Annotated in this window: 12 protein-coding genes and 1 pseudogene; 4 read left to right on the forward strand and 9 right to left on the reverse strand. The window is 54.4% G+C overall.

The features are described 5' to 3' along the window. Positions 1–46: 46 nt before the first annotated feature. The gene (locus tag QMG93_RS11435) at positions 47–487 is read right to left on the reverse strand and encodes a DinB family protein (RefSeq protein WP_281936458.1); all 441 of its coding nucleotides are present in this window, start codon (positions 485–487) and stop codon (positions 47–49) included. Positions 488–571: 84 nt separating this feature from the next. Next, positions 572–7,393 carry a non-ribosomal peptide synthetase gene (locus QMG93_RS11440; RefSeq protein WP_281936460.1) on the reverse strand — a complete coding sequence of 2,274 codons (6,822 nt, stop codon included), beginning with the start codon at positions 7,391–7,393 and terminating at the stop codon, positions 572–574. A gap of 456 nt (positions 7,394–7,849) precedes the next feature. Here QMG93_RS11440 and QMG93_RS11445 point away from each other — a divergent pair, with 456 nt between their 5' ends. Continuing rightward, a complete protein-coding gene (locus QMG93_RS11445; RefSeq protein ID WP_281936462.1) occupies positions 7,850–8,707 on the forward strand; it encodes a formate/nitrite transporter family protein in 858 nt (285 codons plus the stop codon). Positions 8,708–8,773: 66 nt separating this feature from the next. Here QMG93_RS11445 and QMG93_RS11450 read toward each other — a convergent pair whose 3' ends face one another. From QMG93_RS11450 to QMG93_RS11460, 3 genes are all read right to left on the reverse strand, one after another. Next, the gene (locus tag QMG93_RS11450; RefSeq protein ID WP_281936464.1) at positions 8,774–9,499 is read right to left on the reverse strand and encodes a Fic family protein; all 726 of its coding nucleotides are present in this window, start codon (positions 9,497–9,499) and stop codon (positions 8,774–8,776) included. A 55-nt stretch (positions 9,500–9,554) separates the two neighbouring features. After that, entirely contained in the window at positions 9,555–10,577 is a 1,023-nt protein-coding gene (locus tag QMG93_RS11455; RefSeq protein WP_281936467.1) for a DUF6930 domain-containing protein, read from the reverse strand. 111 nt (positions 10,578–10,688) lie between these two features. Further along, positions 10,689–10,820, reverse strand: coding sequence for a zinc-ribbon domain containing protein (locus QMG93_RS11460; protein ID WP_413789288.1), 132 nt, complete (start codon positions 10,818–10,820; stop codon positions 10,689–10,691). A 530-nt stretch (positions 10,821–11,350) separates the two neighbouring features. On the opposite strand from QMG93_RS11460, the gene yhbH reads away from it, so the two are divergent. From yhbH to QMG93_RS11475, 3 genes and pseudogenes are all read left to right on the forward strand, one after another. Next, a complete protein-coding gene (gene yhbH / locus QMG93_RS11465) occupies positions 11,351–12,511 on the forward strand; it encodes a sporulation protein YhbH (RefSeq protein ID WP_281936471.1) in 1,161 nt (386 codons plus the stop codon). Next, positions 12,508–13,938 carry a SpoVR family protein gene (locus QMG93_RS11470; protein WP_281936473.1) on the forward strand — a complete coding sequence of 477 codons (1,431 nt, stop codon included), beginning with the start codon at positions 12,508–12,510 and terminating at the stop codon, positions 13,936–13,938. Before yhbH ends, QMG93_RS11470 begins: the two co-directional genes overlap by 4 nt. A 116-nt stretch (positions 13,939–14,054) precedes the next feature. Next, positions 14,055–14,138: pseudogene (locus tag QMG93_RS11475) on the forward strand (putative holin-like toxin); the annotation flags it as partial. Positions 14,139–14,182: 44 nt separating this feature from the next. Here QMG93_RS11475 and QMG93_RS11480 read toward each other — a convergent pair. The 4 genes from QMG93_RS11480 to QMG93_RS11495 form a co-directional block, all read right to left on the reverse strand. After that, positions 14,183–15,154 (reverse strand): DUF3829 domain-containing protein, encoded by a 972-nt coding sequence (locus tag QMG93_RS11480; RefSeq protein ID WP_281936475.1) that lies wholly within the window; start codon positions 15,152–15,154, stop codon positions 14,183–14,185. Positions 15,155–15,320: 166 nt separating this feature from the next. Beyond that, positions 15,321–15,935 carry an AmiS/UreI family transporter gene (locus QMG93_RS11485; protein WP_281936477.1) on the reverse strand — a complete coding sequence of 205 codons (615 nt, stop codon included), beginning with the start codon at positions 15,933–15,935 and terminating at the stop codon, positions 15,321–15,323. After that, complete coding sequence (locus tag QMG93_RS11490; protein ID WP_281936479.1) at positions 15,932–17,065, reverse strand: AAA family ATPase; 1,134 nt, start codon at positions 17,063–17,065, stop codon at positions 15,932–15,934. The genes QMG93_RS11485 and QMG93_RS11490 overlap by 4 nt, the downstream gene beginning before the upstream one ends. A 1-nt stretch (position 17,066) precedes the next feature. Next, the gene (locus QMG93_RS11495; RefSeq protein WP_281936482.1) at positions 17,067–18,113 is read right to left on the reverse strand and encodes an aliphatic amidase; all 1,047 of its coding nucleotides are present in this window, start codon (positions 18,111–18,113) and stop codon (positions 17,067–17,069) included. Between the last annotated feature and the right edge of the window lie 65 nt (positions 18,114–18,178).

Genomic DNA, 18,178 nt, shown 5'->3' on the forward strand with positions numbered 1-18,178 from the left:
TATTTTATAGTGATGCCAAAATAAGCGGCCGATTAAACGTTGTTCTTCAAAATTGACGGCCCAGATGGTATTCCATATGCTCTACGTAATCGTCAATGAGCCACTGCAAGCTTTTCGTTTCCTGATTGGCGGTGACACATTGGTAAGATAGTTTTTTCGCCGGTATTTTTTCAATGGCCTTCAGGATCCGGTTATTTAAGCGGGACCATAAATTCAGGATCTCTTCCGCCGGAGCCTCCTGATAATCCTGCAATGTCACCCATTGATCCTGATCGTAAGGGATGAGGACATACGGCTGCTTTTCATATTGGATTTTAATAAATCTCGGAAGATTGTTGACGGCCGAATCGCATAAATGCCCCAGCGCTTCTTTCGGAGACCATTTACCGGGCATGGGCCGCTCGGATGCCTCCTCTTCGGACATCCGGCCGAACTGCTCCGGAACCGTGCGCAGCAAATGCTTTAAACGTTCCGCAGTATTCTCCATCGTATTCCCTCCCTCATCTCAAATGAATGACAGCCTTCTCTACATACTATTTCTCCGTTCGTCCTGACTCTCCCTTTTTCTAACTTAAATAAATCCGACTTCCCGGCAGTATCGCATCATATCGTCCATCTGCTTATCGCTGATCACCCGCCATTCGAAGCCGAGCTTCTTCAGCAGCAAGACGGTCTTCTCCGAAGCGAGCGTAAACCTGGTTTGCTCCTGCTGCTCCAGCCAGCCGTAATGAAGCATCAGGCTCTCAATCTCCTCCCGGCAAAAGCCTTCTTCGTACCTGCTCTTCATGTAATCGATGAACTCGTCGAGCGTCCCTGACGCCATTCTTCCTCCCGAGCGGCCGTCGGCCAGCACACGGTGCATACTCTCGTAATGCGGGTTGTACAAATGGAATATTTCGTCCCGCAGCGCAGCGGGCTTCATCAGTTGAACGATCGCTTCGCTGACCCGATCGACGCAGGAAAAATCGATATCGGCCGCCAGTTGGGGCACCATGCCGAGACGGACAAACGACTTGACCGTCGCGTAAAAGGCGTTTTCCTCGATGTTTTGCTGGAACTTACCCGTATCCGATTGAAAAACAAGGTTCCCCACCCGATAGATGCTTGTTCGAAGCCCTTGAGCCCGCGCCTGAACGACCCGCTTCTCCGCTTCGAACTTGGATTTGGCGTAATAGTTCTCGTATTGCTGCCCCCGGTCCAAATCGTATTCGGTAAAATAAGCCGCAGCCTGTCCCGAAATATGTCCGGTCGCGACACCCAAAGTGGAAATATGATGCACGTCTTTGGCCCGGTGCGTACCGGCAAAGGCCAGCAGCCGTTCGGTCGAAGCGATGTTATGGCTTTCAAAGTGCGAGTAGCTGCCGTAGTGCTTCACGGTCGCCGCCGAATGCACGATGCAGTCGACGGTGCTCGCAAGCTCCCGATACGCTTCCTCTGCGAGCCCCAAGCTATCCTGCGACAGATCTCCGCGGTAAATCCGAATCCGGCGGTCAAGCTGCGCTTCCACGGCATCGTCTGCGAAATAAAAGGCCAGCTTCGCAAGCAGTCGTTCCCGCGCTTCCGCCTCTGTCGCCGCACGCACAAGAACGTGAACCGTCGCCGCAGTTCCGGCTAACAGCTCCCGCAGCAGATGGATGCCCAAATACCCGGTGACTCCCGTCAGCAAAATGTCGCTGTACCCGCTTTCCTGCGTCAGATCAAGCCGGGCGTACCGTTCGTTTCTCGCCCGGTATGCGGCGATCTCTTCGTCGAATCGTTCCATCGGCTCGTCATGGCGGGCTGTCTTCAGTTGCTCCAGCTTCGCGGTCAAATAGTTGGCCTTCGGCTTCACCTTGGCGGACAAAGACGCAATCGTCTGGTGCTCGAAGACGTCATTGACCCCGATATCCAAATCCTGCTGCAGCCTTGCGGTCATCGCAGCCGCCTTCAGCGAATGTCCGCCGAGCTCGAAGAAGTTGTCGTGAATGCCAATGCCGGAAACGTCCAGAAGTTGTTCCCATACGGCCGAGATCTTCCTCTCGATGTCCGTACGCGGAGCGACGCGATCGCGCCCCGCTGCGGCACGCTCGCCCGGATCGGGCTCGGGCAGCGCTCTGCGGTCGATTTTGCCGTTGGGCGTGAGCGGCATGCTCTTTAACGGGACGAAATACGAGGGCAGCATATACTCCGGCAGCGCCTTCGACAAGTGCTCCCTGATAACCTTAACCGGGAGCTCTTCCGTAACGGCGAAATAAGCGCATAACTCTCTGCCGCCGCTGCCGTCCTCCAGGGCAACCACGACCGCTTCCCGGATCGAAGGATGGCTCAGCAGCGCGTTCTCAATCTCCCCGAGCTCGATCCGAAAACCGCGTATTTTCACCTGATGGTCCAGGCGGCCCAAAAATTCCAGCGTGCCCTCCGGCGTCCAGCGCGCGAGGTCGCCTGTCTTGTACATGCGTCCCTCCCTGGCGAACGGGTCGGGCACGAATTTCTCCGCCGTCAGGCGCTCGTCGTTGAAATACCCTCTGCCGACGCCATCCCCCGCAATGTACAGCTCTCCCGGCACGCCGGAAGGCTGAACCTGTAACCGGTCGTTCAACAGGTAGATGCGCGTGTTCGCAATCGGCCTTCCGATCGGCGGAAGCTCCGGGATCTGTCCGTTCGGGTCGATCGTATGAGCCGTCGCGACATGCGTTTCCGAGGGGCCGTAATGATTGTGCAGGAACACCCGATGCCGCCGCAGATGCGTCTTGAATTTGTCCGGTACGGTCAACGGCTCTCCGGCCGTTATGATATGGCGGACCGACGCTGGAAGCTTGTCCGCATACGCGCTTTCGTTCAGGACGAGCTTCAAGTACGAGACGGGTAGGAACAAGACGTGAATCTGACGTTCTCCGATAAGCCGCAGCAGCATGTCCGGGCTTCGCCGGGTTTCGTTCGTCACGAGATGCAAGGTGCCCCCCGCCAGCAGAGCGGACCATATTTCCTGCGAGCTTACATCGAAGCTGAGCGTCGTAAATTGCAGCACGCTGCCGCTGTAATCGACGTTCGTATGCCGAAACTGATGGTGAAGCAGATTGACCATATTGCGGTGCTCGATCATGACACCCTTCGGCTTGCCGGTCGTTCCCGACGTATAAATCACATACAGCAAATGGCTCGCACGGGTGCGGGGAGGTGGGTTGTCCGCCGCTTCCTCATAGGCGGCATGCGTATCCAGGCACAGCTTCATGCCGTCAAACTCGACCCGGTCGGCCAATTGCGTCTGTGTCAGCAAGAGACGGGCCCGGCTGTTATCCAGCATATATTTTATACGGTCTGCGGGATATTCCGGATCGATCGGAAGGTAGGCCCCTCCCGCCTTCAAAATGCCAAGCAGGCCGACAATCATGTCCGGAGACCGCTCGGTCATCAGTCCGACGAGTTGCTCCGGCTGCACGCCGTGGCGAATCAAGGCGGCCGCCAGCCGGTTCGCCCGGTCGTTCAACTGCCGGTAAGTGAGCGCTTCGTCCCCGAATACGACAGCCGGCCGGTCCGGCGTCTGCCGCACTTGCTCCTCAAACCATCCGTGAATCGTCAAGTCGCGGTCGTACGCGGATTCGGTTTGATTCCGCCCCTCCACCTGCTCCTTTATATCCGCTTCCGAAAGCAATCGCAGCTCGGGCAGCCGCTTTTCCTCCGAAGTCAACGCATCCTCCAATATCCGCACATACTGGTTCGCCATCCGCTCAATCGTATCCCGCACGAACAGATCAGTGCAGTATTGGAAATCGATCCGGAGCGTCTCTTCCGTTTCCATCGCATCAAGCATCAGATCGTACTTGGAGATCGGGTCCACGTACCGCTGAACGGTGATTCGGCTCCCTTCGATCGACGGCGTCGTCGTGCGGCCCGTATTTTGCATGACGAACATCGTATCAAACAGCGGGCTGCGCCCCGGCACTCGGGGAATGCGCAGCGACTGCACCTGCCGCTCCAGATCGTAGTCCTGATGCTCGAAGGCGGTTAGCAGGATCGACTTCAGCTCCTGCAAATATTCGGCGAACGTCATCATTCGCTCCGGGAAGCTCCGGATCGGCAGCGTGTTGACGAACATGCCGATCAGCGGCTGCAGTTCAGCTTGCGGGCGGCTGGCGACGGGAACACCGACGATGATGTCCTCCTGGCCGGAATACCGGGCAAGCAGCACCTTGTAAGCGGCAAGCAGGACCATGTACATGGTGGTGTCCGTCCGAAGAGCAAACTGCTTCAAGCGTTCGGTCAAACCGGTATCCAGCCGAAGCAGGTAAGTGTCGCCCCGGAAGCTTTGGAAGCTCGCTCTTTCCTTGTCGGTCGGCAGTTGCAGGACTGGGAGCTCCCCGGACAAGGCCGCCATCCAATACTCGCGCTTCTCCACCTCCTCCTCCGATTTGCGGCCGTTCAGCCAGAAGGCGTAATCTTTGAATTGGATCTCCGGGCGAGGCAGCTCCTCCCCCCGGTATAATCGGCTCCACTCCTCGAAAAACACATGCATCGAGACGCCGTCCACAATAATATGGTGAAAATCCAGCATCAGAAAATGCAGCTCCTCGGAGCAGCTAATGAGTCCGGCCCGGAATAACGGCGACTTCCCGAGATCGAAGGGGACGACGAACGCGGACATCAGCCGCTCCGCTTCTTCTTCCGCCGCCGCATGAAACTGCATTTGAAACGACGCACGGGGCCAGACGGTCTGCGCGAGCTCCCTATCTACCCATGCAAAAGCCGTACGAAGCGGTTCATGACGCTCGATCATATGCTCGAAAGCTCGCTCCATCCGCCGCCGGTCGACGTTCCCTTCGATCTTGAGCAGCAGCGGGGTGTTATAGGCCGTTCCCACCTGCTCCATCTGCCCGATGAAGAAGAGGCGCTTTTGCGCCGGATGAAGGGGGTAATATTCCCGCTCGGGCGCCTTTTCAATCGCCTGACCGCCTCCGGCCGGTTTACCCGCTTGACCGATCCGCTCCGCTTGCTTACGGATGGTCGCATGCTCGAACAACTCCGCAATCGACAGCCGGACGCCGAAGCGCCGTTCGATCTGTCCGCGCAGGACGGCGGCATGCAGCGAGTGGCCTCCGGCGTCGAAGAAGCGATCATGAACGCCGACTGTCCGCAAGTCGAGCAGTTCCTTCCACAGCTCCGCCAGCCCCAGTTCCGTCTCGCTGTCCGGAGGCGCGTAAGAAGCCGACTCCGCTTCTCTCTCGGGTTTGGGCAGCGCGCGCCGGTCGACCTTGCCGTTCGCATTCACAGGCAGCCTCGGAAGCATGACGAACCAGGACGGAACCATGTAATCCGGCAACTGCTCCGCCAGAAACGACGACAGCTCACTGCGGGCGAGAGGCTCTTCGGATACGAGATATGCGCATAGGTACGCACGGCCGGCATCGTCTTCGCGCGCGATCACGATACAATCGAGCACCCGGTCGTGCAGCCGGAGCCGATGCTCGATTTCGCCCGTTTCGACCCGGAAGCCGCGAATTTTCACCTGATGATCGAGGCGTCCCACGTATTCGACGGACCCGTCGGGCAGCCACCGGGCCAAGTCCCCCGTCCGGTACAGCCGCTCTCCCTCGCAGAACGGATGGGCGACGAATTTCTCCTCCGTCAGCTGGGGTCGATTCAAATATCCTCGGGCCAGACCGATGCCGGAAATGCATAACTCCCCGGGAACCCCAACTGGCTGAGGCTGGCCGCAGGCATCCAAAATATACAGTCGAACATTGTTCAGCGGCTTCCCGATCGGAATGTTATCCGAGTGCGCCGTAACTAGCTGCGTCGTGGTGAAGATCGTATTTTCGGTAGGCCCGTATACGTTGTAAATAAGGTAGCTTTGCGGTTGGAACGTCTTCAGCTTCTCTCCGCCCGTCATCAGCACACGGAGCGAGCGATTGGGAAGCTTCATGAACTGCTCGCCAAGCTGGGTCGGCAAGAAGCTGACGGTAATGCCATGTTGGTTGAAGTACCCGTTTAGCTCCACAGCATCCAGCCGGATGTGTTCGGGAATGACATGAACCGCCGCTCCGGAAATAAGATAGGGGAAAATCTCCAGTATCGAGGCGTCGAACCCGACACTGCAATATTTGCTGCTGACGTCCTCCATCGTGACCTGAAAATGCGAGCAATGCCATTCGCAAAAATTGACCAGCGACCGGTGCTCGATCAGCGTGCCCTTCGGCTGCCCGGTGGAGCCGGACGTATAGATGACATAAGCCAAGCCGGATGGTTCCGCAAGCTCCGGCAAAGGAGACGCATCCCCGTCATGCATCCGCTGGTCCGCGAGATCGACAGCCGCCTGTCCATTAAAGGTAAATGGAAGCTCCGACTGCCCCTCCGTGAGCAGCAGCTTCGCTCCGCTATCCTCCAAAATGTAGCGTATGCGGTCCGGCGGATAATTCGGATCGATCGGTACATACGCCGCACCCGCTTTCAGCACCGCCAGCACACCGGCGAACATCGACAGCGTAGGGCGGGTCATGACGGCAACAAGGGTATTTGTTTCTTGTACGCCGAGTTCGATCAGCGTTCTGGCTATCCGGTTCGATTGTTCGTCGAGCTGCTGGTAAGTCAAGCAGTCCTTCCCGTCGATGATCGCTAGGCGATCCGGCGTACGCCGCGCCTGCTCCGCAAACAGCCGGTGAATGGTCGCATCGGAGGAAAAGGGCACAGCCGTTTGATTGAACCCGACCAGCAGCTGCTCTCTCTCGTCTTGGCTCAGCAAAGCGATACGGCCGACAGGCGTATGGGGAGATTCGATCCAGGCCATGACGATATTTTCCACATGCCCCAGCAGCCTGCGGATCGTCGTCGGCTGAAACGCGTCCGGCTTGTACTCCGCGCGGACTTCGAGAACGTCCGAAAGCACGAAGCCGATCATAAGGTCGCACCCCGGAATGACGGGCCACGCCCGGACGGCGCCGGGAGCTTCCACGGCTGCGGCCGTATTGAAAGGAAGCTGCGGCGAGGCGGACCTACTCAGATCGCGAAGCTCGCTGCTTGTAAGCGCGTAAGCCTTCCCTTGGGCCAGCGTATCCTCCGCACGGGCGACCAGCGATTCGAACGACAGCGAAGCTGCGCCTGAGATTCGGACAAGGATGATCCGGTCTTCCTCGGGCGTGACCGCCGCAAACCGAATCTCTTCGGTACGCAAATAGCGCTGCAGCAACACGGCCCATGCCGTATAAAGCACGGTGCTTACTTGGACCCGATGCATGCCGCAAAGCTGACGCAAACGATCGGACGGCGCATTTTCAAACGTGCGGCTAAGAGTTTGATGCGCATCCGGATCGCCCGCCGGGCAGCGATCCAAACGGAGAACGGTAGCCTCCTCCGCATCCTGCATCTCCGTTATCCAGCGGTCAATAATACGGATCGTCCCTTCATCCACTTTCTGTGACATCCTCTTTGTCCCTCCCAAATGAAATTGGCTGTGAAGACAAAAAGCAACCCGTTCCAAATCCGAAACGAGTTGCTTTTCCAAACGAAGGCGTTCCCTGCAACCGTCAAGCCCGTGCGTTGACGCATACGGCCCCTCCATGGCTCCCTCCTGCAATGAAATGGCGGAGCCCTTTTTATTCAATTGGCAGAACTATCGATTTGTGTCGATTCGTTAAATAATATTGCGTATTGAGTTATATTTTACCATATTTCGTCGAATATCCAACATACTTTTTTAGGTTTCAGCCGTTATTCCCTTAACCGCGCTGTCTGTGCAAACCATCCAACGCGAATGTGATAAATACCACTTTCGTTCCCCTTTTTTTGCGGTAAAATGAGACGACAGTAGAAACTGGGCGTTAGCACATCATTGATTGTGAATATTTTCACAAATAGTATGGAAAGGTCGTGTCTAGGCATGTCGTACCGCAAACCGGAAGAAATTGCGCATATTACCGCAGCCATGGGCGAGAAGAAAGCGAATATGCGTCCGCTGCAAGCTTGTACGCTGGGCTTTTTGGCAGGGGCATTTATCGCCCTGGGCTTCCTTCTATATTTGAGAGTAGCTGCGGGCGTTCCTGCGGCTTGGAGCGGGCTCGGCTCCTTTCTGGGCGCGGCGTTGTTCCCCATTGGCCTGATCCTCACCATTATTGCCGGGGGCGAGCTGTTGACCGGAAATATGATGGCAGTGCCGCTGGCGAGGCTCCAAGGCAAAATAACGACGAAACAGCTGACCGTCAATTGGCTGCTGATTACGCTGTCCAACTTTGCCGGGGCGCTCTTTGTCGCTTACCTGTTCGGTCATGTTGTCGGCTTAACGGAGGCTGAGCCGTACTTGTCCAAACTGGTCAAGGTGGCGGGCGCCAAGCTTGACGAGAGCTTCCTGCAAGCCTTTATTTCGGGGATCGGCTGCAACTGGCTTGTCGCCTTGGCCGTCTGGCTCGCCTACGGCGCAGACGACGTCGCGGGCAAAATGCTCGGCATCTGGTTCCCGACGATGACCTTCGTCGCCATCGGCTTCCAACACGTCGTAGCAAACATGTTCCTGATCCCTGCCGCGATCTTCGCAGGACACTATACCTGGCTGGAATACCTGGGCAACTTTGTCCCCGTCTTTCTCGGCAATGCCGTCGGAGGCAGTGTCTTCGTCGCCACCGCCTATTGGTTAGCATATCTGAGAGCCAATGAAAAAGCGGTGCTAAACCGAGAAGCAGCTCTTCCGCAGTCGCAGCCTCTACCGACAAACGAGCGAGCAGTGGCGGAAGGTAAAGCCTGAAGGAAGCGCTCAGGGGCGGGTCATGGTCGCAGACGGAAAAACATGCCCGCCAATCTCCAGCCAGCTTCACACAAGCTTAAGATACAAATCGAACGTTCGACTTAGTATATCGCTAACCAGACCAATAAAACGGGTATTATCGCCTGTCGTGTGAGCGTCATCCAACGCAGAATAATAAGCGAGTCTGTTTTCTTTCTCAACGACAATGGGCGGATACCCGTTCTTCATTAACTCAAAATTCAACAATAATCGCGCCGTTCGACCGTTCCCGTCGATGAACGCATGAATTTTCACAAAGTCGCTATGCACCATTGCCGCTTTGGCTACAGGGTGGAGCTGCTCCCCCTCACTATCGTACCATTGGATGAATTGCTCCATGGCAAGAGGAACTTGCAGGGCGTCCGGCGGAATATGCTTGGCTCCGCTGATCAGCACATTTTCCTTCCGGTAAATGCCTGCAAAATCATCCTGAATTCCTTTGAGGATCAGCCGATGAATACTTTTGATTTGCCACTCGGATAAAGGTTCCTGTCTTCGAACAATGTCCTCGACATAAAGAATGGCCTCTTTGTGGTTAATGACCTCCAAGTGTTCCTTAATCGTTTTCCCGCCAATTGTGATTCCTTCCAATGCTACCTTTGTTTCCGAGAGGGTTAATGTATTTCCTTCGATAGCGTTGGAATGGTACGTCCAATTCACGATAAGATGCTCCCGGATGCTGCGTAAGGTATGCGTCGGCAGAGGCCTTTTTTGATCCAATCGACGTTTCTTCTCATCAATAAGCTCGAACATGAGCATCCACTCCAAATATAGAATCCACCATTTCTGATGATTGAACGAAAGAAACCTACCGCATCCCGGCTCCAAAATAATGCAGCATGCTTGCTTTGGCGTCTTCCAACGCAGGCAATTCGTCAGTCAAATAAGCCTGCGGCTCAAAAGCCCGGAGAACCTGCCGCAAGTAAACGTAAACTTCTTCATTGGTAGCCCATACTTCGCCGGGAACAAACTTTAGCTGTTCGACCAGAGCAAGAAAAGCGTCAACCAGCTCGTTCGCAATTTGCGTTTTATCGCTTAAGCCGTGTTTTAAAATTTGGCCCGAGCTCTGGTCTACGATCAGAAACATCTTCGGATAAAAGGGACGCTCTCCCTCATCAACAGGTATGGGTGCGAAGAAGCAGTCGATCTCCCAAATGCCCGCCGAACCTTTCGCTGATTTTTTCGCCTTGGTCAAACGAAGCTCGTCGATCGGATCAGCTTGCAGCGCAGGCATTTCCTCCAAGGGCTCCGGCTGCAGCCATTGATTCGACCAGACGATCCCGCCTTCGGTTCGGGAAGGCACTCGGACAAGGAACGTTTCTTCGTCTTCATGAAACAACGCATCCGGGTCATGGCGATGCTCCATTGCGATTTCACGCGCCTGCTGAATCGCCCATGTGAAGAAAAGCGCTTGCTCCTGCGTTAAGACCGGCCACGGCACAAAGCCGGGTTCGTACACCCGCAATGTCGGCCAAGCATGAGCGCCGCGGAATTTGAGCCCAAGCTCCTTGATTTGTTTCAGCTCCCGCGGATACAGCTCGTCCCGATTGTCGAAGGAAAGCAGCAGCGCATCCTGGGTAAATCTGGGATCCTCATCCGATTCGCCCGAGAACATCCTCATAATTGAATTCAAGCCTTTGGTCCCCATATAAACGGACAGCCCGAAAACCTCGCCTCCGTTGCCTAAAATGCTGCAGTACCCGACTTCTCCGCTTTCCGGATTTTTCACGCCGAACATATGCGCGTTGGTCATCCATTCCCAGCACTTGCTTTGCTTGAAAGATATAGCCTCTTCGTATAATGCTTTCCACTGCTCTATCGTAGGATTCATCGGCACACTTCCTCATTTTTGAAAATGGTAAAACTATCGTCCCTATTCGATAAAAGCTCTTTGCCTCCCATGATTATACCATACTTATCCAAGTGAGCCTTCTCTTCCCCCTCACGATTCCTCTTCTAGATCGTCATCGGGCAGCTCAATTCCCATGCTGCGGAACCATTTCTTCTCGAGGCATTTCGGACATCGCTTGGGCGGTGCGAAGCCTTTGCTTTTATAAAATTTCTGTTCCTCCACTTCAAACCGAAAACGTTCTCCGCATTCCCGGCATTTCAAAAGCTCTGGCTCCAATCCAGGGATCGCGAAACTCTTCTACTATTTAGCTGCGCTCTATGGTCCAGCCCTGTTCCGTAAATAAGAGCATCGGCAGCTTCCCGCTAAACTGAATCTCCAGAAAATCGTGGTGAATCATCCAATCTACTTTTAGCGTCCTGCCGCCCTGACAAGGGAATCCTCACCTCTACAACGCCACTGTACCTTTCTATCAGACAGTATAAACTAGAATCGGCTCCTGTAAAATGGAGACCTTTTGAATGCAGCTGCCAAAAAATCCGCTCCTCCCCCGTTCACATATCCCTCCGGGACTTGAATATATTTAGTAACAAGCACTTTTTTTTCAAGTACTTGTCATGATTCGTTACATGCTGCTTTACACGCTATCGTCCATCCGCTCCCCAACACCGTTCAAGCATTCGACGCCGGCTCAGCCGCTTTTGACCGCGCTATCGAAGCAGCTTTGATCCAAAAGCTATCAGGAGGTGTTCCGCATGACAGAGCCTTTATTTACCGTATCCCGCGAGGATTGGTCCCTGCACCGGAAAGGATATCAGGATCAGACCCGCCATCAGCAGAAAGTCCGGGAAGCGATTAAACAAAATCTGCCTGATCTGGTGACGGACGAAAGCATCATCATGTCGGACGGCAAGCAAATCGTCAAAGTGCCCATCCGCAGTCTGGATGAGTACCGTTTCCGCTATAACTACAACAAGAGCAAACATGTGGGGCAAGGCGACGGGGACAGCCAGGTCGGGGACGTGCTCGGGGTAGACCCGCAGCCCGCTTCCGGTCCGGGCAAGGGCGAGGGCGCCGGCAATCAGCCGGGAGACGACTATTATGATGCCGAGGTACAGATGGAGGAGCTGCAGTCCTTGCTCTTCGAAGAACTGGAGCTGCCGAACCTGCAGCAGAAGGAAAAACATAATGTCACAACCAAAGAAATCGTTTTCAACGATATCCGTAAAAAAGGAATCATGTCCAACATCGACAAGAAGCGGACGATTCTCGAAAATCTGAAACGGAACGCCACCTCGGGGGTTCCCGGTATTCATCATATCAGCCCGGACGATCTGCGCTACAAGACGTGGGACGAAATCGTCACCCCTCACTCGAACGCGCTGGTGCTCGCCATGATGGACACGTCCGGCAGTATGGGGTCCTTTGAGAAATATATCGCGCGCAGCTTCTTCTTCTGGATGACGCGATTCCTGCGGACGAAATACGAGCAGGTGGAAATCATTTTCATCGCCCACCATACCGAGGCCAAGCAAGTGACGGAAGAAGAATTTTTCACCAAAGGCGAAAGCGGCGGCACGATCTGCTCTTCGGCCTATCAGCTTGCGGTCGACTTGATCGACCGGCGCTATCCGCCGTCCCGCTTCAATATATATCCGTTTCATTTCTCCGACGGCGATAACCTGACATCGGACAACGAGCGGTGCGTGCGGCTGATCGGCGAATTAATCAAGCGGGCGAATCTGTTCGGATACGGCGAAGTAAATCAATATAACCGCAGCAGCACGCTGATGTCCGCTTACCGGAACATTCACGATCCGAAATTCGTGCACTACGTCATTCGTGAGAAAGGCGAGGTGTACAAGGCGCTCAAAACCTTTTTCCCGAAGGGCGCGGAGGGGAGGATCGCCCAGTGAATGCGGATGATATCAAGCATTTGGAATACGCCATCGCGGAAATTACCGAGGTCGCCAGCGGCTTCGGTCTTGACTTTTACCCGATGCGCTACGAGATATGCCCTGCCGATATTATCTACACATTCGGCGCTTACGGGATGCCGACCCGCTTCAGTCATTGGAGTTTCGGAAAAACTTTCCATAAAATGAAGATGCAGTACGACTTTGGACTCAGCAAAATTTACGAGCTTGTCATCAACTCCGACCCGTGCTACGCTTTCCTGCTCGACGGCAATTCGCTCGTTCAGAACAAGCTGATCGTGGCGCACGTGCTGGCGCACTGCGACTTTTTCAAAAACAACGTCCGCTTTTCCAAAACGAACCGCAACATGGTCGAGAGCATGTCCGCCACGGCCGAGCGTATCCGCCAGTACGAGATCGAATACGGGACGGACGAGGTAGAACGGTTTATCGATGCCGTGCTCGCCATTCAAGAGCATGTCGATCCGTTGATCACAAAGCCGTACCGCGGACGCGGCAGCGGCCGGGAAGAAGCGGCGGACGATCCGAAAAAACCTTCGGAGCGCAAATTCGGCTACGAGGATTTGTGGGATTTGGATGAGAAGCCCGCGGCCAAGACCGCCAACAAGAAAGAAGTTCCGGCCAAGTTTCCGGCCGAGCCGGAGAAGGATCTGATGCTGTTTATCGAAGAGCATGCCCCTTACCTGAAGGATTGGCAGCGCGACATCATGACGATGCTGCGGGATGAAATGCTGTATTTCTGGCCGCAAATGGAGACGAAAATTATGAACGAAGGCTGGGCCTCCTACTGGCATCAGCGTATTATGCGAGAGCTCGATCTGACCGACTCCGAGACGATCGAATACTCCAAGCTGAATTCCTCCGTCGTCGTCCCTTCCCGCCATACGCTCAACCCGTATTACCTGGGACTGAAAATTTTCGAGGACATCGAGAAGCGTTGGGATAAGCCGTCGCAGGAGGACCGCGACCGGTTCGGCTATAAAGGCGGCGAAGGCCGGCAGAAGATTTTCGAGGTACGCGAATTCGACTCCGATCTATCGTTCATTCGCAACTATATGACCAAGAAGCTATGCGACGAGCTCGATTTGTACATTTTCGAGAAAAAGGGGCCGGAGTGGAAAATTACCGACAAGTCTTGGGAACATATCCGCGACCAGCTCGTGTACTCCCGGGTGAACGGCGGCTTTCCTTATATTGTGGTCGAGAACGGGGATTTCGAGAAGAACGGCGAGCTGTATTTGAAGCATATGTACGAAGGCATCGAGCTCGATTTGAAGTATGTGGAACGGACCCTCCCGTATATTCACCGGCTGTGGGGGAAGACAGTGCATCTGGAATCGATCATCGAAACGAAGCCGGTGCTGTTCACCTTCGACGGGAAGAAGCAGAATAGGAAGTTTTTGTAAAAAAAATAACAGAAGCCGCAGCGGCAAATGCTGTTGCGGCTTCTGTCTGCTGAAAGAACAGAAATAGTAGATTGCCGGAGAATAAATGTTGTTATTTGCTGCCCGCTCTGACGCTCATGATCGGCTTCGGTTCGCTTCTTATTGCGCTGCTGACGCTGGTTGTGACCATCGTCATCGTGCTTACCCAAAACAAAAAGAAACTTCTTTTTCATACCTGCAAGCCGTCCCCTGCTCATTTACGACATTAAAAAATATGTTCATACTCCGAGGCAACGCTACCAACCTTACTGCTGAATTTCTCGGGAGTACCGCTTGGATACTGGTAGTCGTTTGGTGAAGGGACTTTCTCTACTTTTTCCTGCTTATTCACCCGCTCAACCATTTCCGAGGCAGCAGCCTTAACCTCCTTGGCTGCATTTACGTATTTTTCATATTTATATTTATCGGAACTATCTTTGTCGACCATGACCTGATACTGCTGGGTGACAATCTTGAGATCTTCCACAAGCACGTCGTATTTCGGTTTGAAAGCATTCATATCCAAATCCAGCACGTTGTCGGCCGTAATGCCCTGACGTGACAACTCCACGGACATCGCTTCGGCATCGACCACCAATTTTAAGGTACTGTACCGGAAATCCTGCTTGTCGCTCGTATAGCTTTCCAGGTGCGCTTTTCTGAGCTCGGCGCCCAGATTTCTCATCGCTGCGGAAAATTCTTCTCTGATTGGGTATAGCGCCGCCCACGCCTGTCTTATTCTCGCATGCAGTTCCTTGCCCTTGGCGAAATTATCGTCGACATAGTTTTTCATCTCGTAGTAATCGTATGCTTCAGCCAACGCGGCCTTCAACTCATTGATCACCGGCCTCATTCGGATCACGATCGGATCGACGGTTGGAAAGACCGGTTTTTTGTCGACATAGCTTAAGCTCCTGTCAAGAAGCTCAGTCTTATTCGTTCGACTTCCTTTATACGTTGAGAACGAGCGCATCTTGTAGTCGAAATCCTTTGGGATCACCGGCTGCTCGCCGTCACCCAGATTTTCGAAGTAATCGGACAGCACTTTTTCTATCAAATGCGAGTCGATGTAATCCTTCATTGCCCAATAAGCCCTTTCCTTTTCCGGCTCTGTTGCCGCCATCGGTCTCGGTCCGCCGCAAGCGGTGATGAGGGCGCTTAATAAAATGAGTGTAAGAAATAACCTGACTTTGTTCAATATTTCCTGAGCCTCCAAGCTATTAGAAACCTAACGCGTCCCAATGGATAGGACTCAGCTTGTATATCGGCTTGACAACTAGAAATCTTTAGAGCGAATGCCAATAAAGTGGTAAAAAAAAGCCCCGGTAGTAGCAATACGCCGCGGCTTCATGATTCGAATTAACTTACGACGACACCTCTACTCCGTGCGACGCTTTCCGCCGGGTCAGCGCATACGCAATCCCATAGCCAACCACGGTAAGGCCCGCTGCCGCTTCCGTGACGCCCGCGCCGATGCGCTCCCACTCGCCGATGAGGATAAGAAAAGCGGGAATCGTCGCCGTCATCCACGCTTGAATAAGCGTCACCCATCCGACAAATGCGCCAATATTGCGCTTGAGCGCCAGCAGAACAAAAAACAAGGTCCACAGGAACGACCACATGAGCCAGATGATGCCGAACTTTTCATCGTGAAAGTGAAGGAAATTGATGGCCGCATAGCCTATGGCAAGAACGGCGACCCATAACGAATACCAACCGACGCCGCTCGCATCCACGCCTAACAAGTTCGTAATACCAACATATAAATAGGTGAGGCCGAACAGAAATATCCCTGACGCCTGAAATATCGTCCATGCGTCTCCCCCTGAAGTAAAGATCATATAAAACGGGGTGATCACCTGCATGGCACCGATAAACAGGTTGAACACGCCAGCGCTCTTGCCGTCTATGCGGCCGAGCAGCATCAAGCCGTTCAGAAACAGTACCGCGCCGACATACAGCAGACCAACGGTGCTCATCTTGTCACCTCCTCGGCTTCGTGCACCAGCCGCTCGTCGTCCTCGTACCACGCCAGCCCGTCCCGTTTCCCTCGTACGTAATATGTCACGAACGGATCATCCTGCCGCCGGTTTCCGAGCAGCCCGGCCAGCGGGATTTCGACGCAGGTTCTGACGGCTCTTTTTAACGAGCGTGCGCCATACTGCTTGTCGAAGCCCAGAGACGCAACGAGTTCTTTGGCGGACGGGTCGAGCAGCACCATGCAGCGGTGCTTCAGGACCCGGAGGTTGAGCGAATCCAGCAGCGAATCCAGGATCGGTCCGAGCCCGTCGCGCCGGAGCCAGTTAAATACATAGATATCGTCGATGCGGTTGATAAATTCGGGCGAAAACCGGCGCTCCGTCTTTTTCTGTACGATAGTCCGCAGAAGCTCGCGTTCGGAAGCCCCCCAATGCTGGGGCTGTGCAACCCATCCAAGTTTTTTCCAGAAAGCCTTCAAGCTTCCGTCGGCAAATTCCGTAATGTCCTGTGCCCCCAAATTGCTGGTCATAAAAATAATACTATTACGGAAATTGATCGTTTTCTCTCCCGACGACAAGACCATCATCCCGTTGTCCAGAACGCCCAGCAGCGAATAGATGACTTGGTCGTTCGCCTTCTCCAGCTCATCGAACAGCACGATGCCGGGTTTGCCGTAAGAGCCCTCGATGCGCTGCGTATCGAACAGCGACGTGCCTTCCTTGCTGCCTACGTAGCCGGGAGGCGCACCGGTCAAGGCGGCGGCATAATGCTCCTGAGCCAGCGTATTCATATCGATCCGGCAAAAGGCCTCGGCACTGCCGTGAATCGCTTCCGCCAACGCTCTCACCGTTTCGGTCTTCCCTACTCCCGTCGGTCCCAAAAACAACGCCACATACAAAGGCCGATTCGGCTCCGAAATGTCGGACCAGACGACCCTTAGCATCTCCTCCAATCGCCCGACGGCTTCGTCCTGCCCGAAAATTTTCAACCGGACCTTCTGCATGACGCGATCGACGTCAAATTGGAACCGGGTCACGGCCCGGGGAGAAGAAGAACGGTTCTCTTCTTCTCCGGTATCCTGTTCTTGGCGCTGATGGATCGTTTTCAACTTCTCCGCGATGAACGACATGTCAGCCTCCGGCAGCCTTTTGCTTGCCCTCGTGCGGAATTCCCTCGATCGGGCATTCTGCGGTTCCGACGGTCGACCGGGTGAACTTCTCTACGTTTTCCCTCGCCTTCTCGGCATCCAGCACCCAGGTGCGGTAAAAGTCAAACGGACATTCCGCAATCCCTTTGTCGCCGTCCCCGGAATGAATGAGTCCCGTATAGCCGCGATGGAGCAGCTTGAACAGATGGTTCTGAGATTGGGCGTTTTTGCGGAAATCGCGGATTAACGAAACCGACAGCTCGGCGTACTGGATGCCGTTTTCCTCCGTGCCGCATTCCCCGAGCGTGCGTCCGTCGAAGCCGATGATCGAGGAGTGGCCGAAATAAGAGTAAACGCCGTCGAAGCCGGCCGCATTGGCTACAGCCACATACGTGTTGTTCGACCAAGCCATCGCTTTCGCCATGATGATTTGCTGGTCCTTCGACGGATACATGTAGCCTTGGCAGCGCACGATCAGCTCGGCTCCCTTCATCGCACAGTCGCGCCATATTTCGGGATAGTTGCCGTCGTCGCAGACGATAAGGCTGATTTTAAGCCCCTTCGGCCCTTCCGCTACGTACGTACAGTCGCCGGGATACCAGCCTTCGATCGGGCACCACGGAATAATTTTTCTGTATTTCTGAACGATGTCCCCTTTATTGTTCATCAGAATCAAGGTGTTGTACGGAGCTTTGTTCGGATGAGCCTCGTGCCGTTCCCCGGTCAAGGAGAACACGCCCCACGTATTGGCCTTCCTGCAAGCCTCGGCGAAAATGGCGGTTTCTTCTCCGGGAATGGAGGAAGCGGTTTCGTACATTTCCTGCTCGTCGTACATAATGCCGTGGGTGCTGTATTCTGGAAAAACAACGAGGTCCATGCCCGGCAAGCCCTGCTTCATCCCGACGATCATATCGGCGATCCTGCGGCAGTTGTCCAGAACCTCCGCCCGGGTATGCAGGCGCGGCATCTTATAGTTCACCACTGCCACCCCTACTGTGTCCTGACTGCTGGAAATGTCTCCATGTCTCATCGAAAACCCCTCCTTGGTGTTTTACATCAGCCGGGTAAGGTTCATCTCGCCGTCCGGCCGACTTG

This window comes from Paenibacillus tyrphae (genome assembly GCF_027925525.1).
GTDB lineage: Bacteria > Bacillota > Bacilli > Paenibacillales > NBRC-103111 > Paenibacillus_G > Paenibacillus_G tyrfis_B.